The organism is Streptomyces sp. ERV7, assembly GCF_001653515.1.
Classification (GTDB): domain Bacteria; phylum Actinomycetota; class Actinomycetes; order Streptomycetales; family Streptomycetaceae; genus Streptomyces.
Map to the genome: position 1 here is coordinate 1,514,315 of NZ_LYOY01000040.1, position 26,257 is coordinate 1,540,571.

Sequence of the window (26,257 nt, forward strand, 5' to 3'; positions counted from 1 at the left end):
TGATGAGCACGGTGGCAATCGAGAACCAGGTCCGCACGGCCGAGGCCGAGGTCGAGGCTCCGACGGAGACCGGGGCCCAGGCCCACCACGGGGTGCGGGCCGGGTCCGCGGCTCAGCCGGAGATCAAGGGCCTGCCCACCTGGTACTTCCCGCTGGTCGGTTGCTTCGCCGGGGTCTTCGACATCGCCCGCGCCTACCCGGTGGTCTACTGGCTGATCCCGGTCGTGGCCGCCCTGAACATCGCCCTCACGCTCACCGTGCTCAGGGCGCGGATGCGCTACATGAAGGCGCTCTGGAAGAACAAGCGCACCCGCCTGCTCGCCCTCGGCCTGCTCGGCGTCCGCTTCGCGGTCCGCTTCGGCCTTGGTCTGGCCGGCCTCGCGATGGGCGCGGCGAGCGGCAGCCTCGTCGTCGGCGTCCTGATGGCGGTGCTCGGCACGGCGATGGCCTGGGGCGACCAGTGGCTGATCCTGCGCACCCTCAAGCGCGCGCGGGCCTGACGGCCGCCCGGCCGGAGCGGAGCCCGGCCGCGCCCGGTCCGCTAGGACGAGCAGACGCTCCCGTTCGCCGGGACCTTGCCCTCCAGCAGATACGCGTCGACGGTCCGCAGCACACAGGTGTTGCCCTTGGTGTACGCGCCATGGCCCTCGCCCTTGTTGGTCAGCAGCACCCCCACACCCGCGCCCAGCTTGTCCGCCATCTTCTTCGCGCCCTCGTACGGGGTCGCCGGGTCGCCGGTGGTGCCCACCACCAGGACCGGACCCGCCCCCGGGGCGCTCGCCTCCGGCACGTCCCGCTCGCCCGCCACCGGCCAGTTCGCACACCAGCCCGCGGTGTCCCAGGCCAGGAACTCCCCGAAGACCGGCGATATCCGCCGGAACTCCGGCAGCAGCGCCCTCGCCTGCGCGGCGGTCGGACGGGCCTTGGTGTCGTCGCAGGAGATCGCCCGCTGCGAGTGGCTCTGCGTCCCGTAGCCCCCGCTCTTGGAGCGGTCGTTGTACGAGTCGGCCATCGCGAGCAGCAGATTGCCGGTGCCGCGCTCCTGGACCTCCGCGAGCGCCTGGGTGAGGTAGGGCCAGCTCTCCTTCGAGTACAGAGGCATGACGATGCCGGTCAGCGCGAGGGTCTGGTTGAGCTTGCGGCCGCTCGCGGTGGGCAGCGGCCGCTCGTCGAGCCGCGACAGCAGCCCGGCGATCCGCTCGGTGCCCTGCTTCGGGTCCTGGCCGGTCGACTTCAGATAGTCCTCCAGCGCCCGCTGGAATCCGGTGGCCTGGTTGCGGGCGTGGCCCACCGAGTCGGCGGTCGGGTCGACCACCGCGTCCAGGACGGCGCGCCCCACCCGCTGCGGGAACAAGTGGGCGTAGGTGCCGCCCAGTTCGGTTCCGTACGATATTCCGAAGTAGTTGAGCTTCGCGTCGCCGAGGACCTGGCGGAGCAGGTCCATGTCCCGGGCCGCGTTGCTCGTCCCCACATACGGCAGGACCTTCCCGGAGCGGCGTGCGCAGCCCGCGCCGAAGTCGGCGCCGTCCTTGAGGAAGGCCGCCTCCTCGGCCGCGGTGTCCGGGGTGGCGTCGATCCGCCGCTCGGCCTCCGCCTGCTCCTTGTCGTCGCGGCACACCACGCCGGAGCTCTTGGCGACGCCGCGCGGGTCGAAACCGACCAGGTCGTAGCGGGAGTTGAGGGAGCTGAAGGTGTCCGCTGCCCGCGGCAGGATCTCGACGCCCGAGCCGCCGGGCCCGCCGAAGTTGAAGAGCAGCGAGCCGATCCGCTTGTCCTTGTCGCGCGCCTGCTTGCGCACGAGCGCGACCGAGATGGTGTCACCGGCCGGTTTCGCGTAGTCCAGCGGCACCTTGACCTCGGCGCACTGCCACCCCGAGCTCTTGCACGAACTCCAGCTCGGCCGCTGTCCGGTGAGCGATTCCGGCAGCGCCCGTGCCTTGTCGTCCGCGCTCGGCGTCGGCGCGGCCGGTGCCGAGCTCTTCGGTGGCGCGGTGGCGCCCGAGGCCTTCCCGTCGGAGTCGCAGCCCGCCAGAAGCCCGGCCGCCAGCATGGCGACGACGGCCAGCGCTCCTGCCCGTACACGTACAAGACTGTTCATGGACGCCCCCCACAGGCCCCGCCGCGGATCGTCCGTCAGGCAGATCCGGCCGGCGAGATTCGATCAAGCGAATCAAGTCCAGTCATCGTAGGCGGCCCCACTGACAACGCCCCGCGAGCCCCCGGCCGGGCGGGGAGTCACTGGCAGACCGTCCCGGCCGCCGGAGCCCGGCCGTCCAGCAGATACGTGTTCACCGCGTCCTGCACGCACTTGCTGCCGCTGTTGTACGCGCCGTGCCCCTGCCCCTTGTACGTCAGCTCCACGCCGACGCCAGGTCCGAGCTTCTCCGCCATGTGCTTGGCGCCCTCGTACGGCGTGGCGGGGTCGCCGGTGTTGCCGACGACCACGATCGGCGCCGCACCCGGCGCGCTCACCTCGGGGGTGCTCCACTGCCCGGGCACGGGCCAGGCCGTGCAGCCCAGCAGCCCCCAGCCGAGGAAGTCGCCGAAGACCGCGGACACCTTGCGGAACTCGGGCAGCTTGGCCTTCGTTCGGTCCAGTGAGTAGCGATCCTTGAAATCAGCACAGTTGATGGCGGTGTTGGCCGCCTGGATGTTGCTGTACGTGCCGTCCTTGGCCCGGCCGTTCATCGCGTCGGAGAGGGCGAGGAGCAGGGCGCCGTTCCCGCCCTGCGCCTCGTCGACGCCCTGCTCCAGGAGCTGCCAGTACTCCTTGGAGTAGAGGGCCTGGGCGATGCCGTTGGTCGCCTCGGTCTGCGTCAGCATCCGGGTGCCGCTGCCCGGGATCGGCTGCTTGTCGAGGCCGGCGAGGAGCTTGACGATGCCGTCCTCGACCTCCTTCACGTTCGCCCCGGCCAGCTGGCACTTGTCGCCCCGGTCCACACAGTCCTGGGCGAAGTTGTCGAGGGCGAGCTGGAAGCCCTTGGCCTGCCCGAGCGCGCCCTGCTCGGAGGTGCTGGTGGGGTCGACGACGGCGTCGAAGACGGCCCGGCCGACGTTCTTGGGGAACAAGTGGGCGTACACCCCGCCCAGTTCGGTCCCGTAGGAGATGCCGAAGTAATAGAGCTTGTCGTCGCCCAGGACCTGGCGCATCAGATCCATGTCGCGCGCGGCGCCAGTGGTGCCGACATGGGGCAGGACCCGCCCCGAGTTGGACTGGCAGGTCGCGGCGAACGACTTCATGTTGTCGGTGAGGGACTTCTCCTCGGCCGCGTCGTCGGGTGTGAAGTCCTGTGCGAAGTAGCGGTCGAGCTGGCTGTCGCTCTCGCACTGCACGGGCGCGCTGGAGCCGACCCCGCGCGGGTCGAAGCTCACCAGGTCGTAGCGGGCCCTGAGCTTGTCGTAGTCGCCCGCGGCGGCGGGCAGGGTGGTCACCCCGGAGCCGCCAGGCCCGCCGAAGTTGAAGATCAGCGACCCGATGCGCCTGTCCTTGTCGAGGGCTTCGGCACGGATGAGCGCGAGCTTGACCGACCCGGCCTCGGGGTTGTCGTAGTCGAGGGGCACGCGCAGGGTGGCGCACTTCCACTCGCCTCCGCCGGGCGGCGGCGAGGGCGCGTCCCCGCTCCCTTCCGCCTGGGAGGGCGCGCCGCACTTCTGCCAGCTCAGCTTCTGGGAGGCGAGCGCCGCGGCCGTGGCCGGGGACGAGTCCTTGGTCCCGCTGTCGGAGCACCCGGTGGCGGCGAGCAGCAGGGCGGCGGTGGCGGTGGCGAGAGCGGCGGCACGCGGGGCGACGGGGTTCTCCATGCTCCCCATCGTGGGCCCGTCAGCGGGGACCCGCGCGAAACCGCAGGCCATGCGGGTGGCCGGGGCGTCCGCGCGGGTCCGTCAGAGCTCGCCCCTGCGGGTCAGGTAGTTGAAGCACAGCCACCCCGGCAGCACCGGCAGCCAGAAGGTGAGCAGCCGGTAGAGCAGCACGGCGGAGGCCGCCGTCTCGGCCGGCAGGCCCGCGATGGTCAGGGCCGTGGAGAGCGCCAGCTCGACCGCGCCGACACCGCCCGGAGTCGGGGCGGCCGATCCCAGCGCGTTGGCGGTGAGGAAGACCACCGCGACGCTCGCGTAGCTGAGGGTGTTGGTGCCGGATCCGAACGCCCGGATGGACGCGTCCAGGCACATCACGAAGGTGCCGGTGATCAGCAGTATGCCGCCGATGCCGGTGAGCAGCTTCTGGGGCCGCTGGAGCACGTCCAGCATGCGCGGCACCACTCCGGCGAACAGCGACCGGACCCGGGTGACGACGAACTTCCGTAGGAAGGGGATGGCGGTGACCACCAGGATCAGCACGGCCGCCGTCAGCAGCCCCGCGATCACGGTCCGGGAGGGCGAGAGGTCCGGCGTCTTCTCGGTGCCCGTCACATAGCCGAAGACCAGCAGCAGCGAGATGTGCGAGGCGAGTCCGAAGAGCTGCGAGGCGCCCACACTGGCCACCGCGAGGCCGGGGCGGACCCCGGCGCGCTGGAGGAACCGGGTGTTCAGGGCGACACCGCCGACCGCCGCCGGGGCGACCAGCTTCACGAACGAGCCCGCGACCTGCGCGATCACCGCCCGGCCGAACGGCACCTTCTCGGGGACGAAGCCCAGCAGGCTCGCCGCCGCCGCCGGGTAGGAGAGCGCCGAGAAGAGCACGGCCGCCGCCACCCAGCCCCACTGCGCGTTCGCGACGAGGTCGCCGAACTTGATGTGGGTGATCTGCACCAGCAGGTAGTACGCGGCGATGGCACCGGCGACGAACGTCAGCAGCGTCTTCACCTTGATGCGCTCCAGGCGCACCGGCTCCACCGGCGCCTGCGGGCGGATCAGCAGCACCTGGGCGCGGATCTGGGTGAGCAGATCCTCCTCGCGCGCGTTCTCCAGGGCCTCGTCGATGGCCTCCTTCTCGGCCTTCTTCTCGGCGCGCACGGCCTTGCTCTCGGCCCGTACGGCCTTGCGCTCCTCCCCGGCGGCCGACGGCTGCTCGGGGGCGCTCGCCACCTCGGCCTCGCGGTGTCGCGCCTGGGCCGCCTCGGCGGCCCGTGCCTCCTTGGCCGCGAGCGACGCCTCGATGACGGCCTCGCGCTCGCGCTGCGCCTGCTCGCGCGCCAGGCGCCGCAGTGTCGCGCGCGTGGAGCGGCTCAGCGCGATCGGCTGGAGCAGCGGCAGACTGTCGGCGACAGTGTCCGGGCCGAGCACGTCCACGGCGGCGGCGACCGCGCGCTCGGCGCCGACCCGCAGCCCCAGGGTGACCAGGAGCTGCGCGATGTCCATGCGCAGGACCACATCGCCGGCCGCGATCTCGCCGCCGCGCAGATCCGTGAGGATGACCGTGCCGGAACGATCCACCAGGATCGCGTCCCCCGCGAGCCTGCGGTGGGCGATGCGCCGCGACTGCAGCGCGCGCACCTGCCGCCAGGCGCTGCGCATCAGCTCGTCGGTGATCTCCTCGTCGCCGAGCGAGTCCAGAGAGCGTCCGCCGGTGTGCTCGTACACCAGCATCACGGCGTCCGGGCCGAGCTCGGAGGTGGCGATGAGCTTCGGCGCGTGGGCCCCGGCGGCGATCGCCGCGTACGCCAGCAGCGCCTCCTGCTCCAGGGCCTGGCGCAGCGACTGGATGGAGCGGCGGGTGGTGATGGAGCGCAGGGTCAGCCGGCGCCAGACCCGGTAGAAGAAGCCCTGGGCCTGCTGTTCGCGGTCGACGACGGTGACGTCGAGCGGCGGCGCGTCCTCCAGGGTCACGAAGTAGCGCCGGCCCCGGTCGCCCTGCTCCATGGAGTCCGGGACGTCCTCGGCGCGCATGGCGGTGAGCGGCCGGAAGCCGACGTTGCTCAGCCCGGCGAGGAGGGTCTGGCCGGTGGGCCGGACATTGGGCGACCCCACCGCGTACAGCGTTCCGTAGGCGACCGTCCAGCCGATCAGGACCGTGACCAGGATCGAGAAGGCGGTCGTCTGGCCGCCGACGAGCACGGCGAACGAGTTGAGCAGCAGGACCGCCCACAGGGCGACCCGCCAGCGTGGTCTGCGGGCCATGCCGACGGCCGTCATATAGGCGATGACCGGGGCGAGATAGCCGTGCACGGGGTCGGTGAGACCGCCCGTGCCGGACTGCTGGGTGAGCGCGCTGGTGATCGACTCGGGCGCCGACTTGGCCACCCAGAGATCGGTGGCGAGGGCCGCGCCGTGGGCGAGCACGGCCGCGAGCACCCCGTCCGCGATGCGCAGCCCGTCGCGTTTGATCAGCCGCTCGATGGCGAAGGCGACCGGCAGGATCAGCACGGCGATGGAGGAGACCAGACCGGCCAGCCGGATCAGTACGTCCGGCGCCTGGTCCGAGCCCTTGCTGATGTCCTGTTCGAGGCCGGAGGTGGTGTGGTGGGCGATGGCGGCGATGGTGAGCACGATCGCGATGGCGAGCACACCGCTGATCAGCCGTACGAGGTCGGAGGGGCGGTGCACGCGCGCGGGGAGCAGGGGTTCGTCCACGGAGACGCGCTCGATGGTGCCCGCGGCCTCACAGGCCTCGAAGCCGGCCCCGGCGCCCTTCTGCGCCGCCCCGTTCAGCGCGGAGGCGGCCGTGGCGCCGGAGGGGGCCACGGAGGAGGTCCTGGCGCCGGGCGCGGGCTTCGCGCCGGAAGCGGGTGCGTCGGACCGCGCCCCCGTCTCCGGGGTGCTGCCGGCCGCCGCTTCGGGTGGCTGCACGCCCCGCTCCTTCGCCGTCTGGTCCGCTGTCTCGCCGGTCTGGTCTTCGCTCTGCTCTTCGTGCTCTCGTATCACCGGTCACCGCCCGCATGATGGTGGCATGACCGGGCTCCCCGGGGAGGCATCAGGGTGCGTCGGGAGGACGTACGCCGTGCGGCACGCGCCTTACGGGCACGGTGCGCGCGGTCGGCGGCAGCCCGCTCCCGGCTCCACTGTCGGTGGCGTACGGCAGGATGGACAGGGTGAGCGATGAGCTGCCGGAACTCCCGGAGTATGCCGAACGGGTGCTGGACGTCGCCGAGCAGATCCCGCCCGGCCGGGTGATGACGTACGGGGACGTCGCCGAATGGCTGGGCGAGGGCGGACCCCGCCAGGTCGGCCGCGTCATGGCGCTGTACGGCGCCGCCGCGCCCTGGTGGCGTGTGGTGCGCTCGGACGGGGCGCTGCTGCCCGGCCACGAGCTGCGCGCCCTCGGCCACTACCGCGAGGAGTCCACGCCGCTGCGCGAGGCGAGCCGCGCAGCCGACGGCCATCTGCCGCGCCTCGACATGCGCCGGGCGCGCTGGGACGGCGGCGCGCAGGGCACCGAAGGCGCCGGGAGCCGTTCCGGGCGCGCCGGGGACAGGGCGGGCGCCGCGCGGGCGGCGGGCGCGGAACGCGAGGTCGGCGGCGGGGCGGCTCATATCTGACAGCTTCGGCCATCGGGCGTCGCCGGGGGCGGCCGCAGGCCCGTACGGATGACTCGCTGCGTGCCGGGCGCGCTTCGGCGTACCGTCGACAGTCGGCACGGCCCCCGTCCGCACCCTCATCACCAGCACACCCACCAGGACCGGCGATCCACGTGAGCTCCTCCTCCTTCACCGGGCGTACGACGTACCCCCAGGTACGACGGCGGTCCGCCGGCGCGTACCGACTGGTACGTACCCCGCTGAGGCCGGTGGACCCCCCTTTGCTGGACGCACGCCAGCGGGCGGTGGTTGACCACGGCCGGGGGCCGCTGCTCGTCCTGGCCGGGCCGGGCACCGGCAAGACCACCACGCTCGTCGAGGCGGTCGCGGCCCGGGTGGCCGCCGGGACCGACCCCGAGCGCATCCTCGTCCTCACCTTCAGCCGCAAGGCGGCGGTGGAGCTCCGAGACCGGATGGCGCTGCGGCTCGGCGGCGCCCGGGGCCCGCAGGCCACCACCTTCCACTCCTACTGCTACGCCCTGGTCCGCACCCACCAGGACGCCGACCTGTTCGCCGAGCCGCTGCGGCTGCTGTCCGGCCCCGAGCAGGACGTGGCCGTGCGCGATCTGCTGGCCGGCCAGCTCGGCCTGGAGCGCGAGGGGCTCGACCCCGTCCGCTGGCCCGACGAACTGCGCGCCTGTCTGACCACGCGCGGCTTCGCCGACGAGGTGCGCGCGGTGCTCGCCCGCAGCCGCGAGCTGGGCCTGGGCCCGCACGCGCTGGCCGACTTCGCCCGGCGCACCGGCCGCCCCGACTGGCGTGCGGCGGCCGCCTTCTTGGCCGAATATCTCGACGTCCTGGACCTCCAGGGCGTACTGGACTACGCGGAACTGGTCCACCGGGCGGTGCTGCTCGCCGAGCGCGGCCCGCACTCCGGCACGTCGTCCCACGTCTCCTCCTCCGCCCCGTCGTACGGGCCCGCTCCGGCCGATGCGTACGACGCCGTGTTCGTGGACGAGTACCAGGACACCGACCCGGCTCAGGTCCGCCTGCTGCGGGCCCTCGCGGGCGGTGGCCGCACGCTGGTCGCCTTCGGCGACCCGGACCAGTCGATCTACGCGTTCCGGGGCGCCGACGTCAACGGGATCCTCGACTTTCCGGACACCTTTCGGCGCGTTGACGGCACTCCGGCGCCGGTCGAGGTGCTGACGACGTCCCGCCGCTCGGGCGAGACGCTGCTCGGGGCGACCCGGCTGCTGACCCGGCGGATGCCGATGCCCCGTCTGCCGTCCGAGAAGGTACGGGCCCACCGTGAGCTCGCGGCGGTGCGCGCGGGCGGGCGCGTCGAGGCGTACACCTACCCGACCGCCTCCACAGAGCTGGAGAACATCGCGGACATCGTCCGGCGCGCCCATCTGGAAGAGGGCGTTCCGTGGCACGACATGGCGGTCCTGACCCGCGCGGGCACCCGCGCCCTGCCCGCCCTGCGCCGCGCCCTGACCTCGGCGGGCGTCCCGGTGGAAGTGGACGGCACGGACGTCCCCCTGCGCCACGAGCCCGCGGTGACGCCCCTGCTGACGGCCCTGCGGGCGGTGGCGACGGCTGCGCTGCCCGGACCGGCGGAGGGGGGCGAGGAGGGCGGCGAGGCGGCTGACGGCGAGGCGAGCCCCGACGGTGACGCGGCTGACGACGGCGAGGCGACGCGCGGGGCGACGCCCGGCGCCGACGCGTCCGCCGGCGCCGTCCCGCCCGCGTGGCTGGACCCCGAGACCGCCCTGGACCTGCTCACCTCGCCGCTCGGCGGTATGGACAGCGCCGACATCCGCCGCCTCGGCCGCGCCCTGCGCGACGAGGAGCGGGCCGCGGGCAACCGCGTGCCGCCGCCCTCCGACGTCCTCCTCGCGCGCGTGCTCGCCGAGCCCGAGCGGCTCGTCGCGCACGACCCCGCGTACGCCCGGGGCGCCCAGCGCCTGAGCGCGCTGCTGCGCAAGGCCCGCGAGCTCCTCCAGGGCGGCGGCACCGCGGCCGAGGCCCTGTGGGAGCTGTGGAGCGGCACCCCGTGGCCCCAGCGCCTGGAACGCGCCGCGCTGCGCGGCGGCACGGCCGGGCGCAACGCCGACCGCGACCTGGACGCGGTGTGCGCGCTGTTCGACACCGCGGCCCGCGCCGAGGAGCGCACCGGCGGCAGGGGCACGCTCAACTTCCTGGAGGAGGTCGACGCCCAGGACATCGCCGCCGACACCCTCACGCGCCGCGCCGTGCGCCCCGACGCCGTACGTCTGATGACCGCCCACCGCTCCAAGGGCCTGGAGTGGAGCCTGGTCGTCGTCGCGGGCGTCCAGGAAGGCCTCTGGCCCGATCTGCGCCGCCGCGGCTCGCTCCTGGAGGCCGACCGCATCGGCCGCGACGGGCTCGCCGAACCGCTCACCCCCGGCGCCCTGCTGGCTGAGGAGCGCCGCCTCTTCTACGTCGCCGCCACCCGCGCGCGCGACCGGCTCGTCGTGACCGCGGTCAAGGCCCCGGCGGACGACGGCGACCAGCCCTCCCGCTTCCTCTCCGAGCTCGGCGAGGAGCCGAAGGACGTCACCGGCCGCCCCCGGCGCCCGCTGGCCGTCGCCGCGCTGGTGGCGGAGCTGCGCGCCACCACCGTCGACCCCGAGGCGTCCGAGGCGCTGCGGGACGCCGCCGCCCGCCGCCTCGCCCGCCTCGCCGCCCTCACCGACGACGAGGGCCAGCCGCTCGTCCCCGCGGCCCACCCGTACCGCTGGTGGGGGTTGAACGAGCCGACGCGCTCCGCGGTTCCCCTGCGCGACCGCGATCACCCGGTCGTGCTCTCCGGCAGCGCGCTCGACCAGCTCGCCAACACCTGTGCGCTGCAGTGGTTCCTGGGCCGCGAGGTGAAGGCCGACGCACCCGCGACCGCCGCGCAGGGCTTCGGCAACGTGGTGCACGTGCTGGCGGACGAGGTGGCCTCCGGGCGTACGCCCGCGGACCTGGCCGTGCTGATGGAGCGGCTGGACTCGGTGTGGGACGCGCTGGCCTTCGACGCGCCCTGGAAGTCCGCCCAGGAGAAGGACAACGCGCGCGTGGCGCTGGAGCGGTTCCTGCGCTGGCACACCCTCGACCGGACGGGCCGCACCCCCGTGGCCACCGAGCACGACTTCGATGTGACGCTGGAGGCGGGCGAGTACGAGGTCCGCATCCGCGGCTCCATGGACCGCGTGGAGAGGGACGAGGCGGGCCGCGCCTACGTGGTCGACTTCAAGACCGGCAAGCAGGCGCCCACCGCGAACGAGGTGGCCGCGCATCCGCAGCTGGCGGTCTACCAGCTCGCGGTCGAGCGGGGCGCGGTCGACGAGGCGTTCGCGGGCGAGCGCCCCGCGCCCGGCGGTGCCGAGCTGGTCCATCTGCGTCAGCCCGCCCCCAAGAAGGAGGGCGGCGAAGCGTACCCGAAGGTCCAGGCGCAGGAGCCGCTCGCGGGGGAGTGGGTCGGCGATCTGCTCGCCACGGCCGCCGGCCGCGTCCTGGACGAGCACTTCACCCCGAAAACGGGCCAGCACTGTACGAACTGCGCCTTCCGTACGTCGTGCTCGGCCCAGCCGGAGGGGCGGCAGGTGCTGGAGTGACGTTTTGGGGCTGGGGGCCGCTGTAGTGACGGGGGCACGACAGTCGCACGTTGTCTCCGTTCACCAGTCGTGAGGAGAGACGGATGCGGGTCAGTCGGAAGGTTCTGGGCGTCGCGGTGGTCTGCGCGACCGCGGTCGCCGGTCTTGCGGGTTGCGGCAAGGACGGTGACACGAAGGCCAAGGGCGTTTCCGAGGCGAAGAAGCCGTCCCCGACGGCCTCCGCGACACCCGTGGACCCGTTCGCCGGGATGACCGCCGACGCGATCGCCGAGAAGGCGGTCGGCGTGACGAAGGCGGCGAACACCGTGAAGGTGGCCGGGGCGGGCGTGTCCGACGGTGAGCACATGAGCCTGGAGGTCACGGTCACCCGTGTGGGCAACTGCTCCGGCAGCGTGACCGTCAAGGGCGGCACGGCCCACCTGCTCAAGGCCGACGCCAAGTCCTACTACATGCAGGGCGACGAGAAGTTCTACCGGGCCATCGCCAAGGCGGACGGCACCCCCAAGCGGCAGACCGACGCCATGGTCGAGGTCCTCAAGGGCCGCTGGATGAAGATGCCGGCGGACGCCCCGTCGAAGTCCAGGAAGCGCCACGGCAAGAGCTCCGGCGACGGCATGGGCCAGTTCTGTGTGCTCTCCCAGCTGGTCTCGGGCATGGACGACGACAAGAGCGACCGCACCGGGATGACCAAGGGCGCCGACACCGTCGTCGCCGGTGTGCCCGCCGTCACGCTCACCAAGAAGAAGAGCGACGGCTCCGCCGTGACGATGTACGTCGCCAAGGAGGGGCCGGCCCATCTGCTGAAGGTCGCCGAGACGGGCGGCGACGAGCCGGGCACCGTCACCTTCAGTGATTACGACAAGCCGGTGACGATCACTCCTCCGCCCGCCGACCAGGTCATGGACATGGAGAAGCTCGGCATGAAGCCCGGCTCGGGCTCGGGCTCCGGAGGGACCGGCGGGCTGAAGGTCTGACGCCCGTCCAGCACACCCGCCCCGACGCGGAGCCCGCTCCGCACGACCGCGCCCTCACCTCCGAGGAGCGCAGGGCCATCGCCTCCTGGGACCGCGACATGGAGGCCCTCACCACCGAGCTCCGCCGCGCGCGTGCCACCAGCCGCGAGGTGCGGGTGCCGCCCTCGCTCACCGCCTCGGACCTGCTGCGGCTGGCCGCGGACCCGGACGGGTTCGCCCAGGAGCTGGCCCGCCCCATGCCGAAGCCGCCGCAGCCCGCCGCCCGCCGCGGCACCCGCTTCCACGCCTGGGTGGAGTCCCGCTTCGAGGAGCTGCCGCTGCCCATGCTCGGCCCGGACGAGCTCCCCGGCGGCGACGAGAGCGACGCCGACATCGCGGACGAGCGCGACCTGGCAGCCCTCAAGGAGGCGTTCGAGCGCTCCCCGTACGCCCGACGCACCCCGCTCCGCATCGAAGCGCCGGTCCAGCTCACCCTGGCGGGCCGGGTCATCCGCGGCCGTATCGACGCGGTCTACCGGGGCGAGCGGCCGGGCACGTACGAGATCGTCGACTGGAAGACCGGCCGCGGCGCCACCGGCGACCCCCTCCAGCTCGCCGTCTACCGGCTCGCCTGGGCCGAACAGCACGGCGTCCCCCCGGAGTCCGTCACGGCCGCCTTCCTTTACGTACGTACGGGGGAGACGGTCCGCCCGGCCCGCCTCCCCGGCCGTGCCGAGCTGGAGCGGATCCTGCTGGGGGAGAGCGGCGGCGGGACCGAGCGCGGGCACGCGCGCGAGGAGGCCGCCCTCGCTCCCCACCAGGGCCCGGCCGGGACACCGGCGGACATGCCACCACCACCGGCCGGATAGGCTCAATGGCATGAGCGAGACCCCGGACAGCGCCGTCCACACCGCAGCCGACGACACCGTGCGCGCGTACATCGAGCAGCACCGCGCCGCCTTCCTCGGCGACCTCGCCGAGTGGCTGCGGATCCCGTCCGTGTCGGCCCAGCCCGAGCACGACGGCGACGTACGGCGCAGCGCCGAGTGGCTGGCGGCCAAGCTCAAGGAGACCGGCTTCCCGGTCACCGAGGTCCTGGAGACCGCAGGCGCCCCGGCCGTCTACGCGGAGTGGCCCTCCGACGACCCCGAGGCCCCCACCGTCCTGGTCTACGGCCACCACGACGTGCAGCCCGCCGCGCGCGAGGACGGCTGGCACACCGAGCCGTTCGAGCCGGAGCTGCGCGACGGGCGGCTGTACGGGCGGGGTGCGGCCGACGACAAGGGCCAGGTGTTCTTCCACACCCTGGGCGTGCGGGCGCACCTCGCCGCCACCGGCCGCACCGCGCCCGCCGTCACCCTCAAGCTCCTGGTCGAGGGCGAGGAGGAGTCCGGCTCGCCGCACTTCCGCGCCCTCGTCGAGGCGCACGCCGACCGCTTCGCGGCCGACGCCGTGATCGTCTCGGACACCGGCATGTGGTCGGAGACGACGCCCACGGTGTGCACGGGCATGCGCGGCCTCGCCGAGTGCGAGATCCGGCTGTACGGACCGGACCAGGACATCCACTCCGGCTCCTTCGGCGGCGCCGTGCCCAACCCGGCCACCGCCGCCGCCCGCCTCGTCGCGGCGCTGCACGACGCCGATGAGCGGGTCGCCGTGCCCGGCTTCTACGAAGGCATCGCCGAGCTGACGGACGCCGAGCGCGCACTCGTCGCCGAGCTGCCCTTCGACGAGGCCGAGTGGCTGCGCACCGCCAAGTCCCGCGCCGCCCACGGCGAGGCCGGGTACTCGACGCTGGAGCGCGTCTGGGCCCGCCCGACCGCCGAGGTCAACGGCATCGGCGGCGGCTACCAGGGCCCCGGCGGCAAGACGATCATCCCCTCGTCGGCGATGGTGAAGCTGTCGTTCCGGCTGGTCGCCGGGCAGGACCCGGACCGCATCGAGAAGCTGGTCACGGAGTGGGTCGCCACCCAGGTCCCGGCCGGCGTCCGGCACGAGATCGCCTTCAGTGCGGGCACCCGCCCCTGTCTGACGCCGCTGGACCACCCGGCCCTGCAGTCCGTCGTCCGGGCCATGGGCCGTGCCTTCGGCCAGAAGGTCCGCTTCACGCGCGAGGGCGGCTCGGGACCGGCCGCCGACCTCCAGGACGTGCTCGGCGCGCCGGTGCTCTTCCTGGGGATCTCCGTCCCGTCCGACGGCTGGCACGCACCCAACGAGAAGGTCGAGGTCGACCTGCTCCTCAAGGGCGTCGAGATCACCGCCCACCTGTGGGGCGACCTCGCCGCCGCAGGGCGGTGAAGGGCCGCGCGCCCCGCGGCACCACCGCCGAACGAACACCGCTGAACCCATCCACCGGGGGAGTTGGAAGCACCTGTGAGCACCACCAGCACCACCAGCAGTGACGCCGCCGCGGACCGGCCGATCGGCCTCGCCACACCCATCAGCCTCACCGAGCCCAGCGGCATCGACCGCGCGGCCCACCACCGCCTGGACGAGGCCTGGCTGGCGGCCGCCTGGAGCCACCCGACGACCAGGGTCTTCGTGGTCTCCGGCGGACAGGTCCTGATCGACGACACCGCCGACGGCCGTACGGAACTGGTGATGACCCCGGCCTTCGAGGCCCCCGTCACCGAGACCCACCGCTACTTCCTGGGCACCGACGACGACGGCGTCAGCTACTTCGCGCTCCAGAAGGACTCCCTGCCGGGCCGGATGGACCAGTCCGCGCGCGCGGCGGGTCTGCGGGAGGCCGGGCTGCTCCTGTCGCCCCGGGACGTGGGCCTGATGGTCCACGCGGTCGCCCTGGAGAACTGGCAGCGGCTGCACCGCTTCTGCTCCCGCTGCGGCGAGCGCACGGTCATCGCGGCCGCCGGCCACATCCGCCGCTGCCAGGCGTGCGGCGCCGAGCACTACCCGCGCACCGACCCGGCCGTGATCATGCTGGTCACGGACGAGGAGGACCGCGCGCTGCTCGGCCGCCAGGTGCACTGGCCGGAGGGCCGCTTCTCGACCCTGGCGGGCTTCGTCGAGCCCGGTGAGTCCATCGAGCAGTCGGTGCGCCGCGAGGTCTTCGAGGAGGCGGGCGTCACGGTCGGCGAGGTCGAGTACGTCGCCAGCCAGCCCTGGCCCTTCCCGTCCAGCCTGATGCTCGGCTTCATGGCGCACGCCACGTCGTCCGAGATCAACGTGGACGGCGAGGAGATCCACGAGGCCCGCTGGTTCTCCCGCGAGGACCTGCGCGCCGCCTTCGAGTCGGGCGAGGTCCTGCCGCCGTACGGCATCTCGATCGCGGCCCGGCTCATCGAGCTCTGGTACGGCAAGCCGCTGCCCAGGCCCACGCACTGAGCCGGGCGGCCCCGGGCCCCGACGCACGGAGGGCCCCCACCGACTCGGTGGGGGCCCTCTACGCGCGCGTGGCGCGAAGCCCCGCGTGGGGCGCGAAGCCCCGCGTGGAGCGCGAAGCCCCGCGTGGAGCGGAGGCTCAGGCGCCTATCTTCTGCTTGACCTGCGCGAGCGACGGGTTCGTCAGCGTCGAGCCGTCGGGGAAGAGCACGGTCGGCACCGTCTGGTTGCCCCCGTTGGCCTTCTCGACGAAGGCCGCCGACTCCGGGTCCTGCTCGATGTTGATCTCGTTGTACGCGATGCCCTCGCGGTCCATCTGGCTCTTCAGCCGGCGGCAGTAGCCGCACCACGTGGTGCTGTACATCGTCACAGTGCCCGGCATGCTCTCGCACTCCTCATGTTCGGCTCGATGGGTGGATCCCGGTGGTGGCGCTCACCGGGTGGAGTCCGGTGGGTGCGCGCCAAGGGGTGAACGTACGCGACCGGGCCGCCATTCCCGCATGCGCGACCGGTCCGCCCCTCCCGCATTAGTACGACCAATGGCGCCCCCTGTGGACAACGCGTCCCGTCCGCCTCCGCCGACCTGGCAGCATGGCGGGGTGACATCAGCAACGCACTCCTCCCTCTTCCCACAGGTCCCCGAGTCGGCGGACGCGGTGCTCGACGGCCTCGACCCCGAGCAGCGCGAGGTCGCGACGGCCCTGCACGGACCGGTGTGCGTGCTGGCCGGAGCCGGGACGGGCAAGACCCGCGCGATCACCCACCGGATCGCGTACGGGGTGCGGGCCGGGATCCTGCAGCCGAGCAGTGTGCTGGCCGTCACGTTCACCAACCGCGCGGCGGGCGAGATGCGGGGCCGGCTGCGCCAGCTCGGCGCGGGCGGCGTCCAGGCCCGCACCTTCCACTCGGCCGCCCTGCGCCAGCTCCAGTACTTCTGGCCCAAGGCGGTCGGCGGTGAGCTGCCCCGGCTGGTCGAGCGCAAGGTCCAGCTGGTCGCCGAGGCGGGCGCGCGCTGCCGCGTCCGGCTGGACCGGGGCGAGCTGAGGGACGTCACGAGCGAGATCGAGTGGGCCAAGGTCACCCAGACCGTCCCCGCCGACTACCCGGCGGCGGTCGCCAAGTCCCTGCGCGACGCCCCGCGCGACCCGGCCGAGATCTCCCAGATCTACGGGGCGTACGAAGAACTGAAGCGTGACCGCGGAATGATCGACTTCGAGGACGTGCTGCTGCTCACCGTGGGCGTGCTCCAGGACCGGCACGACATCGCCGAGCAGATCCGCGGTCAGTACCAGCACTTCGTGGTCGACGAGTACCAGGACGTCAGCCCCCTCCAGCAGCGCCTCCTGGAGCTGTGGCTCGGCGAGCGGGACAGCCTCTGCGTCGTCGGCGACGCCAGCCAGACGATCTACTCGTTCACCGGCGCCACCCCCGACCACCTGCTGAACTTCCGCACCCGCCATCCGAACGCGACCGTGGTCAAGCTGGTCCGGGACTACCGGTCGACGCCCCAGGTGGTGCACCTCGCCAACGGCCTGCTCGGCCAGGCGCGCGGCCGTGCCGCCGAGCACCGCCTGGAACTGGTCTCCCAGCGCGAGGCGGGCCCCGAGCCGGTCTACACGGAGTACGGGGACGAGCCCGCCGAGGCCGAGGGCGTGGCCCGGCGCATCCGCGACCTCATCGCCTCCGGGGTCTCGGCCGGCGAGATCGCCGTGCTCTACCGGATCAACGCCCAGTCGGAGATCTACGAGCAGGCCCTCGCCGACGCGGGCGTGCCTTACCAGCTGCGCGGCGCCGAGCGCTTCTTCGAGCGGCCCGAGGTCCGGGAGGCGGGCGTCGCCCTGCGCGGCGCGGCCCGGGCGGGGGGCAATGACTCGCTGCTCGACGACGCCGTGGACCTGCCGTCCCAGGTGCGGGCCGTCCTCGGCACCAAGGGCTGGACCTCCGCGCCCCCGGCGGGCTCCGGCGCGGTCCGCGACCGCTGGGAATCGCTGGCGGCGCTGGTCCGGCTGGCTGAGGACTTCGCGCGTGCCAAGGCGGGTGCGACGCTCTCGGACCTGGTGGCCGAGCTCGACGAGCGCGCGGCCGCACAGCACGCGCCGACGGTCGAGGGCGTCACCCTCGCCTCGCTGCACGCCGCGAAGGGTCTGGAGTGGGACGCCGTCTTCCTGGTCGGTCTCACCGAGGGCATGATGCCGATCACATATGCGAAGACCGACGAGCAGGTCGAGGAGGAGCGCCGGCTCCTCTATGTGGGCGTCACCCGGGCCCGCGTGCACCTGGCGCTGTCCTGGTCGCTCTCGCGGTCTCCGGGCGGGCGTCCCTCACGACGCCCCAGCCGCTTCCTGAACGGCCTGCGGCCGGGCTCCGCGGCCCTCGGCGCCCGCTCGTCGGCCACGGGGTCCACGGGCTCCACGGGCGGGGTGGAGCGCGGCGCCGTCCGCAGAAGGACCCGGCGCGGCCCGGTCCTGTGCCGGGTGTGCGGCAAGACGCTCACCGAAGCCGGTGAGATGAAACTGATGCGCTGCGAGGACTGCCCCTCCGACATGGACGAGGGTCTGTACGAGCGGCTGCGCGACTGGCGGGCGGGCCAGGCGAGCCTGCTGGGGCAGCCGCCGTACTGCGTGTTCACCGACAAGACCTTGATGGCGATCGCGGAGGCCGTGCCGTCCAGTGGCGGGGAGCTCGCGGTGATCTCGGGTGTCGGCGCCCGCAAGATGGACCGTTTCGGCACTGATGTCCTGGCCATCTGCGCAGGCCAGGAGGTTGGCGGAAGCGATGAGGAGCCCTCTTGAAAACTCGTGGGAAAAATAGTTTGCGCCCGCCCCAGGAATCCCCATAGGTTCTTAACCACGGAAACAGCGGCTTCTCAGAGGCCCTGCGTCCGTGCTCTACTTGCTGTACTTATCCGAATACGCATGGGATCAAGGCCCCCGGGCCCCAGCTCCCCGAGACGCCGAGAGGAGGCGAGACCAGTGACCAGCTTCATGAACTTCACCAGCATCCGGACCACCAAAGTGACCGATCGCTCGGTCGTCGCCACCTGCCCGCTCGGCTCCTCGTTCCAGGGCACCGGTCTGTCCACCGGTGTCTCCGGTCTGCTCGGCCTCTCGGTCGTCATTCCGTCTCCCCTGGCGAGCCTCCCCGTGCGGAACGGCAATGAGCGACCGACCCAGGCACCGGAAGCAGCAGTAGTGAAGGGACAGGCCGAGGCGGCCTATGCCGTCGCGGCAGCCGGTGCCGGAGCCGAGAAGAAGACCAAGCAGCACCAGACGACGCAGCACCACACGATGTGGGCCTTCCGTGGGCTCGAACCCTGGAGTGATCCAGCCTGATCCAGGATCAGGCAGGCGCCTTCAGGGCCGCGGAACCCCACCAGGGATCCGCGGCCCTTCTGTTTGTCCCCGAACGGGGACGACAGCGCGAAGGGGTCTCGGTACCAGCCGAATCCCGGCCGACCGGCCGGACCGACGACAAAGACGAGGAAGAAAACACCGTGCAACTCGAAGCGCACGCCCCGTCCGTACCGCCCGCCCAGACGATCCCCCCGCCCGGTCTCACGGAGGACCCCGCCTTGACTCCCCTCACCGCGCTCACCGCGCTCGACGACGCCATCGAGAACCTCGGCGTACCCGTCCCCTGCCGCTCGTACGACCCGGAGGTCTTCTTCGCCGAGTCCCCGGCAGATGTCGAGTACGCCAAGTCCCTCTGCCGTACCTGCCCGCTGGTCGAGGCCTGCCTCGCCGGGGCCAAGGAGCGGCGTGAGCCCTGGGGTGTCTGGGGTGGCGAGCTCTTCGTCCAGGGTGTGGTCGTAGCCCGCAAGCGGCCCCGTGGCCGCCCGCGCAAGAACCCGGTCGCGGCATGAACCGCCCGGGAACCATCGACCGCCCCCTCACGAACGACCCCCAGAAGCAGGCCCCGATGACGACGTCCGCCAGCGAGCTCATGGGCTCCGCGACCCCAGACTTCACCACCACCGGCGCGAACGCCTCGCGTCAGAACAGGACCCTCGAAATGCAACTCATGCCAGAAGCCCTCGCCCGTGCCCATATGCACGAGCGCATGCGGGAAGCCGAGGCCGAGCGGCAGGCCATGCGCCTGATCGCCGCCCGGCGGATGCAGCGCCGCGCCGAGCGCGTGTCGATGCGTGCCCGCCGCGCCCTGGCCATGGCCGTCATGCAGTAACGACGGCACCGCCAGACAGCGTGTGAACTGATGAATCAGCCCGCGGGGGCCGGTCCGAACGGACCGGCCCCCGCGGTGCGTTGTGCCCGCAACCACCGGTCGCGGCGGTATCGTCACGAAATGGACGACCCGACTCAGCCGGTTGCCGAGACCGTTGTGTGCTCGCGCTGCGGCACCCCCGCCGAGAGCACCCCGCCGACGTGGACCTACTCCGTCGAGAACGGCCACCGTCTCTACTTCTGCGACGCCTGCGCGCGCGCCCACATCCGGGCGATCGAGAGCAGACTCGACTCTGTGTGGTGGTGACCCGGGCGGGGCACCACCCCGCCCGGACCCGGCGGACTCACGCCCCGGCGGGCTGCTCGTCCTCCTCGTCCTCCCGCTCCCCTGCCTCCAGGACCGTCAGGTTCCCCGGCCCGGCCGGCTCCTCCTCGTCCGAGGGCAGGAACCCGGGCACCCACTGCTCCAGCTCGTCCCGCAGGCGGACCGTCGCGTCCAGCTGGCACAGCACGCCGATGGTGGAGAGCGTCACCCGGTGTATCAGCAGATACGCGGGCGGCAGGTTGAGCTGCTTGCCCAGCTGGTGCGCGGGGGAGCGCGGGTCGGCGATCCGCGCGGCCTGCCCGCGCATCCAGGCACGGGTGAAGGTGAACTCGTCCGCCTGCGCGGGCTCGATGATGGGCAGCAGATAGTCCAGGACCGCGTCCGGGTCGAGGTCTATGGACTCCTTCACGAAGCCCTCCTCGCACAGAAGCGCGTAGACGGACTCGGCGTCGCCGTCGAGCGTCATCCGCAGCGAGTCGCCGATCGTCCGGGGCAGCCCGCCCGGCAGCCGGTCCACCGTCCCGAAGTCCAGCACGCCCAGCCGCCAGGGCCCGCCCTCCTTCTCCGGCTGCAGCAGCCGGAAGTTGCCCGGATGCGGATCGGCGTGCAGCAGTCCGGTCCGGGCCGGCCCCGAGAAGAGGAATCTCGCCAGGAGCTGGCCCGCCCGGTCGCGCTGCTCCTCCGTACCGTCCGCGATCACCTCGGACAGCGGGGTTCCGTCGATCCACTCGGTCACCAGGACCTGGTCGCGCTGGTGCACCACATCGGGCACCACCACATCCGGGTCGTCCGCGAACTCCGCCGCGTGCTCCCGCTGGGCCCGCGCCTCCAGCTCGTAGTCCAGCTCCTCCGAGACCCGGTCGCGCAGCTCGGAGATGAGCGGCTTGATGTCCATGCCCGGGATCAGCGGCCCGAGCAGCCGGGCGAACCGGCTCAGCTGCGTGAGGTCCGAGAGCAGGGCCTCCCCGGCGCCCGGGTACTGCACCTTGACCGCGACCTCGCGCCCGTCGTGCCAGACCGCCCGGTGCACCTGCCCTATCGAGGCCGCCGCCGCGGGCTTCTCGTCGAACTCCAGGAACAGCTCGCGCCACTCCTCCCCGAGCCGCTCCGCGAGCACCGTGTGCACGGTGCGGGTCGGCATGGGCGGCGCGGCCTCCTGCAGCTTGGTCAGCGCGGCCCGGTAGGGCCCGGCGACCTCCTCGGGCAGCGCCGACTCGAAGACGGACATGGCCTGCCCGAACTTCATCGCCCCGCCCTTGAGTTCGCCCAGGACCTTGAAGAGCTGCTCGGCGGTGCGCTGCTGGAGCTCGCGGCCGACTATCTCCGCGGACTTGCCGCCGATCCGCTTGCCCAGGCCCCAGGTGGCACGCCCGGCGAAACCAAGTGGCAGCGCGGCCAACTTGGCGGTCCGGGTGACCGCCTTCCGGGGAAGATCAGACATGCGCCCCTCCAATTCCCAGCCGGCCGTGCCGCGCGCCTCGCGGCAGTGCGTCGTTGACAGCGGTTACCGGGGCCATTGTGTCCTGCGGCCGAGCGCCCCCCGAGGTGTCCTCCCCTTCACTGTTCCCACCAGCGCCGCAGGGACAGTCGAGCCGGGCCGCGAGACGCCGTGGCCGCCAGCCGAGCAGGGGCAGCGACGCCTCCCACCGCGTGCCCGTACTCGCCGGGAGGTCGCCGTCCAGAAAGGCCAGCGCGTGCGCCGCGGCCAGTCCCGCCACGGCGGTCGCGAGCGCGAGGTCACAGGCCGGCACGGCTCCCCGGCGGCGGCCGGAGCGCCACTGCGCCAGCATCCGGGGCCAGCCGGGATCGCGCTCGGCCCGCTCCAGCGCCAGACAGCCCGCGCACCCGGTGCCACCGGGCAGGACCAGCGGCCCCACGAGCCCGGTCGTCTCCACAACTCCCGCGTACAGATGGGGGATACCCGCCGCCACCCACTCACCGGCCGTCACCGGATCCGGCGCGTACACATCAAGGCCGTCCCTGGGGGTCACCACGATCAGCGACAGACCCGTCGGCTCGTCGCCCTCGCCGGCCCGGAGTGCACGGCCCGTACGGCCAGCCCGCCCCGTACGGTCAGCAGCCCGGTGTCCCGCAAGGGATGCCGCAGCCCGGCGGTGGTCTCGCGGGTGCCATCCAGCAGTACAGGGAGCTGCCCACCGGACAGCGCTGGACCCCGCAGAACAAGCAGCTCGTCCGGGTCGACCTGGGTGCCGGCGGCTCCCCGGTGCTGGCCCGCCAGGGCAGCATGGTGATGTACCAGGGCAAGGTCGACTTCGGCTACAAGGGCGCCGGGTTCGCCGGCCGGATCGTCGGCAACGCGACCGGCCAGGAGATGCAGCTGATGCGCTGCAGCGGCCGCGGCCAGGTGTTCCTCGCCGAGAACAGCGCCCATCTGCACCCCATCGAGCTCCAGGGCGACGGCATCTGCGTCTCCGCCGAGCACGTCCTGGCCTTCGACGAGTCCCTCCAGTACGAGGTCCGCCGGATCGAGGGCCACGGGATCCCGGGCGGGGCGCTGTTCACGATGCAGTTCCAGGGCACCGGCACGCTCGTGGTGATGACCCACGGCACCCCGGTGGTCCTGCCGGTCACCCCGACCACGTTCGCGGACAGCGACGCGATCGTGGCCTGGTCGTCCGCCTCGCAGGTGATCGTCTCCAGCCAGGTCCGGCTGCGCCGCAACGCCTACCCCGGCCACAGCGGCGAGTCCGTCAACCTGCAGTTCCGCGGCGCGCCCGGGAACTTCATCGTCGTCCAGCCGTACGAGGTCTGAGGGAGCCCGAAGAATGAACCAGCAGCTCGCGGGCTATGCCCCCACCCCCGTCGCCGCCCGGATGGAGAACCACGGCAGCGCCATGCTCAAGGTGGCCATGGCCACCGGACAGGACCTCTTCGCGCGCGTGGGCTCGATGGTCGCCTACGAAGGCTTCATCCAGTACGAGCCGAACCCGCCGGCCGTGCGCCAGATCGCCCGCGACTGGATCACCGGCGAGGGCGCCCCGCTGATGAAGTGCACCGGCGACGGACTGCTCTACCTCGCCGACTACGGGGCCAATGTGGTCGTCGTCCAGCTCAACAACGACGCGCTGTCCGTCAACGGCACCAATGTGCTCGCCTTCGACGCGAGCCTCCAGTGGGGCGTCGAGCGGGTCAAGGGCCTCGCCAAGTTCGCCGGCCAGGGTCTGTTCAACGTGAAGATCTCCGGCACCGGCTGGGTCGCCCTGACCTCGCGCGGCACACCCGTCGTCGTCGACTGCGGAAGCGGCGAGGACGAGACGTACGTCGACCCGGACGCCCTGGTGGCCTGGTCCCCGAACCTCAAGGTGAAGGGCAAGCGCAGCTTCAAGGCGTCCTCGCTGATCGGCCGGGGCAGCGGAGAGGCGTACCAGATGGCCTTCTCGGGCCAGGGGATCGTCGTCGTACAGCCGAGCGAGGACAGCACCGACCGCCTGCGGGCCCGGGGCTGAGGGGAAGCGAGAACACCATGCAGAGCCCGCTTTTCAGCTACACCGAGCAGCAGTCCCAGGAGCGCTACAGCGCCCAGAACTCGCAGATGCTGCGGGTCGTGCTCACCGGCCACGACGACATCCTCGCCCGCAAGGGCTCGATGGTCGCCTACCAGGGGCTGATGGAGTTCGACGGCGAGTACCAGTCGCGCGGCCACCAGAACGCCCACGCGCGCACCGGTGAGGGCCTGGATCTGATGCGTGTGTCCGGCCAGGGCACCGTCTACCTCGCCAACCTCGCCCAGTACGTCCACGTGGTGGACGTGGACCGGGACGGGCTGACCGTGGACAGCGGCTACGTCCTGGCCATGGACTCCTCGCTGCACTACGAGGTCGTCGCCGTGGACAGCCAGTACGGCATCTCCGGCACCGGCAAGTTCCAGCTCAACATCACCGGCACCGGCAAGGTCGTCCTGATGACCTCGGGTCAGCCCCTGATGCTCCAGGTCACCCCCGACAAGTACGTCAACGCCGACGCCGACGCGATCGTGGCCTGGTCCACCTCGCTGCGGGTCCAGATGCAGGCGCAGACGCACTCCACGGGCGTGTGGCGGCGCCGCGGCAACACGGGCGAGGGCTGGGAGCTCAGCTTCCTCGGACAGGGCTTCGCGCTCGTCCAGCCCAGCGAGGTGCTGCCGCCGCAGAACGCGGTGATCGGCCAGGGCATGCGGGCCCAGTACGGCATGGGCCAGCAGGGCGCCCACGCCCAGAACCAGGGCAACGCCTGGAGCTGACCGGGTATCGGCGTCTCGGTCATCGATCATCGGTAAGGGGCGGTCGCCATGGGCGGCCGCCCCTTACCCGTCGGTCCGTGCCGCCGGTGGGTACGTCGGTCCGTCAGCCCGTCACAGACGGGCCCGCGCGGCCTCCATCAGGCGCACCACCGAGTCGTCGGCGACCTCGGCCACCTCGTCGTAGCCGAACCAGCGCAGGTCCAGCGACTCGTCGCTGATCGCCTCGACCGCTCCGGCCGGGGCCAGCGCCGCGTACTGGACGTCCAGGTGCCAGTTGCAGGGCGAGGGGATCGGATGCCGGTCGAGCCGGACGGGCCCGCCCGGCAGCAGTGTGAGACCGGACACACCGGACTCCTCGGTCGCCTCGCGCAGGGCGGCGGCCGTCAGGGAGACGTCCTGCGGCTCGCAGTGGCCGCCCATCTGCAGCCACATGTTCAGCTTGCGGTGCAGCGTCAGCAGCACCTGCCCGCGCTCCGGGGCGATCACCAGCGCGCTCGCCGTGAGGTGGCCGGCCTCGCAGGCCTTCCACATCCCGTCCGGGTGCGCCGACAGATGGTCGAGGTAGGTCCGGCGCAGCTCCGGCTGGTCCTCGTACGTCTTCAGTACGAGGACCGCGTCTTCGTGCAGGCTCACTTGCCGTCGTCGTCCTTGCTGTCGTCGCCCTCGGCCCCGGGGCCGTCCTTGGGCTCGTCCTTGCGGGAGGCCGCCTCGCCGAGCATCTTGTCGAGCTCCGAGAAGTCGAGCTGCTCGCGGTGGACGAAGCCGTCCGGGTCGTCCAGGTCGGAGGCGGTCGGCAGCATGTCCGGGTGCTCCCACAGACCGTCGCGGCCGTCGACCCCGCGCGCGTCGGTGAGCGAGGCCCACAGGCGCGAGGCGTCCCGCAGCCGGCGCGGGCGCAGCTGGAGGCCGATCAGGGTGGCGAAGGTCTGCTCGGCGGGACCGCCGGTCGCACGGCGCCTGCGCAGGGTCTCGCGCAGGGCGTCGGCGGAGGTGAGGCGCGGCTTGGCGGCCTCGTGCACCACCGCGTCCACCCAGCCCTCCACCAGTGCCAGGGCCGTCTCCAGACGGGCCAGGGCGGCCTTCTGCTCCGGGGTGTCCTCCGGCTGGAACATGCCCTGCTGAAGGGCTTCCTGGAGCTGCTCGGGGTTGGACACGTCGAGCTGGCCGACCGCGTCCTCCAGCTTCGCCGTGTCGACCTTGATCCCGCGCGCGTAGCCCTCGACCGCGCCGAACAGGTGCGAGCGCAGCCACGGCACATGGGCGAAGAGGCGGTGGTGGGCCGCCTCGCGCAGCGCCAGATAGAGCCTGATCTCGTCCTTCGGGACGCCCAGGTCCTTGCCGAACGCCTCGATGTTCAGCGGCAGCAGCGCGGCCTTGCCGGCCGGGCCGAGCGGCAGGCCGATGTCGGTCGAGCCGACGACCTCGCCCGCGAGGACGCCCACGGCCTGCCCGATCTGCTGGCCGAACATGGCGCCGCCCATGGAGCGCATCATGCCGATCAGCGGGCCCGCCATGGCCTGCATCTCCTCGGGCAGCACCCCGCCCATGGCCGCGCCGACGCGCTCGGCGACCGGGTCGACGAGCTCCTTCCAGGCCGGCTGGGTCGCCTCGACCCACTCCGCGCGGCTCCATGCCACGGCCGTCGACGCGCCCGAGGGCAGCGACGTCACCCCGTCCAGCCACAGGTCGGCGAGGCGCACGGCCTCCTCGACGGCGGAGCGCTCGGCCGGGCCGACGCTCTCGTCCTTGGTGCCGTCGGCGGTGCCCTGGGCGACCGTCTGGCGCGCGATCTGCTTGGCCATGTCCCAGTTCACGGGACCGCCCTCGTAGCTGAGCATCTGGCCGAGCTGCTGGAAGGCCGCTCCCAGGTCGTTCGGGTTCAGCGAACCGAACATCGCCGCGAACGGGTTGTCCGCGCCGCCTGCCCCGCCGAACCCGAACGGATTCGCCGGGCCGCCCTGGTTGCCCTTGCCCTTCTCCTTGCCCTCGTCGCCGTTCTCCGGCTCCTCCGGCGGAAGGCCGAATCCGAATGGGTTGTCACTCACGGGTTTCCTCGGCTCCTAGGGCCGCCGGCTCCTGCCGACGGCGACTGCCCACCAACACCACCAGCGTAGACATCCGGGCCGGATAAGGGCTCGGTGCTCCGCCGACTCTTGGCCTGCGGCAGGATGGACGTCACCTGGTCCGTACGCGTCA

General features: G+C 72.6%; 20 protein-coding genes and 3 pseudogenes. 15 read left to right on the top strand and 8 right to left on the bottom strand.

Translation table 11 applies throughout. The features are described 5' to 3' along the window. Positions 1–2: 2 nt before the first annotated feature. On the top strand, positions 3–500 hold the full coding sequence (locus A8W25_RS21480) for a hypothetical protein (protein WP_079126229.1): 498 nt from the start codon (positions 3–5) through the stop codon (positions 498–500). Between the two features lie 41 nt (positions 501–541). Here A8W25_RS21480 and A8W25_RS21485 read toward each other — a convergent pair whose 3' ends face one another. From A8W25_RS21485 to A8W25_RS21495, 3 genes are all read right to left on the bottom strand, one after another. Then, the gene (locus tag A8W25_RS21485; protein ID WP_067163754.1) at positions 542–2,098 is read right to left on the bottom strand and encodes an alpha/beta hydrolase; all 1,557 of its coding nucleotides are present in this window, start codon (positions 2,096–2,098) and stop codon (positions 542–544) included. Between the two features lie 137 nt (positions 2,099–2,235). Further along, entirely contained in the window at positions 2,236–3,801 is a 1,566-nt protein-coding gene (locus A8W25_RS21490) for an alpha/beta hydrolase (RefSeq protein WP_067163756.1), read from the bottom strand. 81 nt (positions 3,802–3,882) lie between these two features. After that, positions 3,883–6,726 (bottom strand): lysylphosphatidylglycerol synthase transmembrane domain-containing protein, encoded by a 2,844-nt coding sequence (locus A8W25_RS21495; RefSeq protein ID WP_067163758.1) that lies wholly within the window; start codon positions 6,724–6,726, stop codon positions 3,883–3,885. A gap of 233 nt (positions 6,727–6,959) precedes the next feature. On the opposite strand from A8W25_RS21495, the gene A8W25_RS21500 reads away from it, so the two are divergent. From A8W25_RS21500 to nudC, 6 genes and pseudogenes are all read left to right on the top strand, one after another. Then, complete coding sequence (locus A8W25_RS21500; RefSeq protein WP_067164321.1) at positions 6,960–7,415, top strand: MGMT family protein; 456 nt, start codon at positions 6,960–6,962, stop codon at positions 7,413–7,415. A gap of 152 nt (positions 7,416–7,567) precedes the next feature. Further along, complete coding sequence (locus tag A8W25_RS21505; protein ID WP_067163760.1) at positions 7,568–11,020, top strand: ATP-dependent helicase; 3,453 nt, start codon at positions 7,568–7,570, stop codon at positions 11,018–11,020. 83 nt (positions 11,021–11,103) lie between these two features. Further along, on the top strand, positions 11,104–11,994 hold the full coding sequence (locus A8W25_RS21510) for a hypothetical protein (RefSeq protein ID WP_079126230.1): 891 nt from the start codon (positions 11,104–11,106) through the stop codon (positions 11,992–11,994). Positions 11,995–12,026: 32 nt separating this feature from the next. After that, positions 12,027–12,842: pseudogene (locus tag A8W25_RS21515) on the top strand (PD-(D/E)XK nuclease family protein); the annotation flags it as partial. Positions 12,843–12,852: 10 nt separating this feature from the next. Next, positions 12,853–14,271 (top strand): dipeptidase, encoded by a 1,419-nt coding sequence (locus tag A8W25_RS21520; RefSeq protein WP_067163763.1) that lies wholly within the window; start codon positions 12,853–12,855, stop codon positions 14,269–14,271. 75 nt (positions 14,272–14,346) lie between these two features. After that, complete coding sequence (gene nudC / locus A8W25_RS21525) at positions 14,347–15,318, top strand: NAD(+) diphosphatase (RefSeq protein ID WP_067163765.1); 972 nt, start codon at positions 14,347–14,349, stop codon at positions 15,316–15,318. Positions 15,319–15,454: 136 nt separating this feature from the next. On the opposite strand, the gene A8W25_RS21530 is transcribed toward nudC, so the two are convergent. Beyond that, on the bottom strand, positions 15,455–15,697 hold the full coding sequence (locus tag A8W25_RS21530) for a mycoredoxin (RefSeq protein WP_009293545.1): 243 nt from the start codon (positions 15,695–15,697) through the stop codon (positions 15,455–15,457). Positions 15,698–15,854: 157 nt separating this feature from the next. On the opposite strand from A8W25_RS21530, the gene A8W25_RS21535 reads away from it, so the two are divergent. From A8W25_RS21535 to A8W25_RS21555, 5 genes are all read left to right on the top strand, one after another. Continuing rightward, the gene (locus A8W25_RS21535) at positions 15,855–18,107 is read left to right on the top strand and encodes an ATP-dependent DNA helicase UvrD2 (protein ID WP_067163767.1); all 2,253 of its coding nucleotides are present in this window, start codon (positions 15,855–15,857) and stop codon (positions 18,105–18,107) included. A gap of 192 nt (positions 18,108–18,299) precedes the next feature. Next, entirely contained in the window at positions 18,300–18,647 is a 348-nt protein-coding gene (locus A8W25_RS21540; protein WP_067164325.1) for a hypothetical protein, read from the top strand. A gap of 161 nt (positions 18,648–18,808) precedes the next feature. Next, a complete protein-coding gene (locus A8W25_RS21545; RefSeq protein WP_067163768.1) occupies positions 18,809–19,177 on the top strand; it encodes a WhiB family transcriptional regulator in 369 nt (122 codons plus the stop codon). Further along, a complete protein-coding gene (locus A8W25_RS21550; protein WP_067163770.1) occupies positions 19,174–19,497 on the top strand; it encodes a hypothetical protein in 324 nt (107 codons plus the stop codon). The genes A8W25_RS21545 and A8W25_RS21550 overlap by 4 nt, the downstream gene beginning before the upstream one ends. 120 nt (positions 19,498–19,617) lie before the next feature. Further along, complete coding sequence (locus A8W25_RS21555; RefSeq protein ID WP_067163772.1) at positions 19,618–19,803, top strand: hypothetical protein; 186 nt, start codon at positions 19,618–19,620, stop codon at positions 19,801–19,803. Positions 19,804–19,840: 37 nt separating this feature from the next. On the opposite strand, the gene A8W25_RS21560 is transcribed toward A8W25_RS21555, so the two are convergent. Then, positions 19,841–21,262, bottom strand: coding sequence for an ABC1 kinase family protein (locus A8W25_RS21560; RefSeq protein ID WP_067163773.1), 1,422 nt, complete (start codon positions 21,260–21,262; stop codon positions 19,841–19,843). After that, positions 21,255–21,941 (bottom strand): annotated as a pseudogene (locus A8W25_RS21565) (ThiF family adenylyltransferase); the annotation flags it as partial. The pseudogene A8W25_RS21565 and the gene A8W25_RS21560, both read right to left, overlap by 8 nt. On the opposite strand from A8W25_RS21565, the pseudogene A8W25_RS21570 reads away from it, so the two are divergent. The 3 genes and pseudogenes from A8W25_RS21570 to A8W25_RS21580 form a co-directional block, all read left to right on the top strand. After that, positions 21,866–22,594, top strand: a pseudogene (locus A8W25_RS21570) (AIM24 family protein); the annotation flags it as partial. The pseudogenes A8W25_RS21565 and A8W25_RS21570 overlap by 76 nt on opposite strands. Positions 22,595–22,607: 13 nt before the next feature. Further along, positions 22,608–23,288, top strand: a complete 681-nt coding sequence (locus tag A8W25_RS21575) for an AIM24 family protein (protein WP_067163775.1) — start codon at positions 22,608–22,610, stop codon at positions 23,286–23,288. Between the two features lie 17 nt (positions 23,289–23,305). Further along, a complete protein-coding gene (locus A8W25_RS21580) occupies positions 23,306–24,061 on the top strand; it encodes an AIM24 family protein (RefSeq protein WP_067163777.1) in 756 nt (251 codons plus the stop codon). A 111-nt stretch (positions 24,062–24,172) separates the two neighbouring features. Here the strand turns inward: A8W25_RS21580 and A8W25_RS21585 are convergent, their stop codons facing one another. Together A8W25_RS21585 and A8W25_RS21590 are read right to left on the bottom strand one after the other, a co-directional pair. Continuing rightward, positions 24,173–24,694, bottom strand: a complete 522-nt coding sequence (locus A8W25_RS21585) for an NUDIX hydrolase (protein ID WP_067163779.1) — start codon at positions 24,692–24,694, stop codon at positions 24,173–24,175. Then, complete coding sequence (locus A8W25_RS21590; protein ID WP_067163781.1) at positions 24,691–26,106, bottom strand: zinc-dependent metalloprotease; 1,416 nt, start codon at positions 26,104–26,106, stop codon at positions 24,691–24,693. The genes A8W25_RS21585 and A8W25_RS21590 overlap by 4 nt, the downstream gene beginning before the upstream one ends. Between the last annotated feature and the right edge of the window lie 151 nt (positions 26,107–26,257).